Source organism: Isoptericola haloaureus, from assembly GCF_036689775.1.
GTDB lineage: Bacteria > Actinomycetota > Actinomycetes > Actinomycetales > Cellulomonadaceae > Isoptericola > Isoptericola haloaureus.
Window position 1 is genome coordinate 1 of the sequence record NZ_JBAGLP010000074.1, and the last position, 304, is coordinate 304.

Below are 304 nucleotides of genomic sequence, written 5' to 3' on the forward strand. Positions count from 1 at the left end.
CGACCCGCTGGCCTGGGAGCCGCTGGAGCTGGACCTGACCGCCTCGCAGTTCGTCACCCGGTCGTGGACGAACGACCAGTCCGCCGACCAGACCACCATCGACCTGCGGGCCGACGAGGAGCCGGCCACGCTCACCTACACGATCGAGGTCATGGAGAGCGACACGGTCCTGCACGAGTCGGCCGACCCGGCCCGCTCGGGCCGCGTCACGGTCACCCACCCGAAGACGGGAGCCGACACCCACCCGCTGTACCGCCCCCTCCACGGGACGTACAACGCGATCGGCGACCACGCCGCGGACGAG

General features: G+C 71.7%; 1 protein-coding gene. It reads left to right on the forward strand.

The window, feature by feature from the left end; genetic code table 11:
- Positions 1-304 (forward strand): hypothetical protein (locus V5O49_RS00235; protein ID WP_332900461.1); only part of this gene is annotated, 304 nt, incomplete at both ends.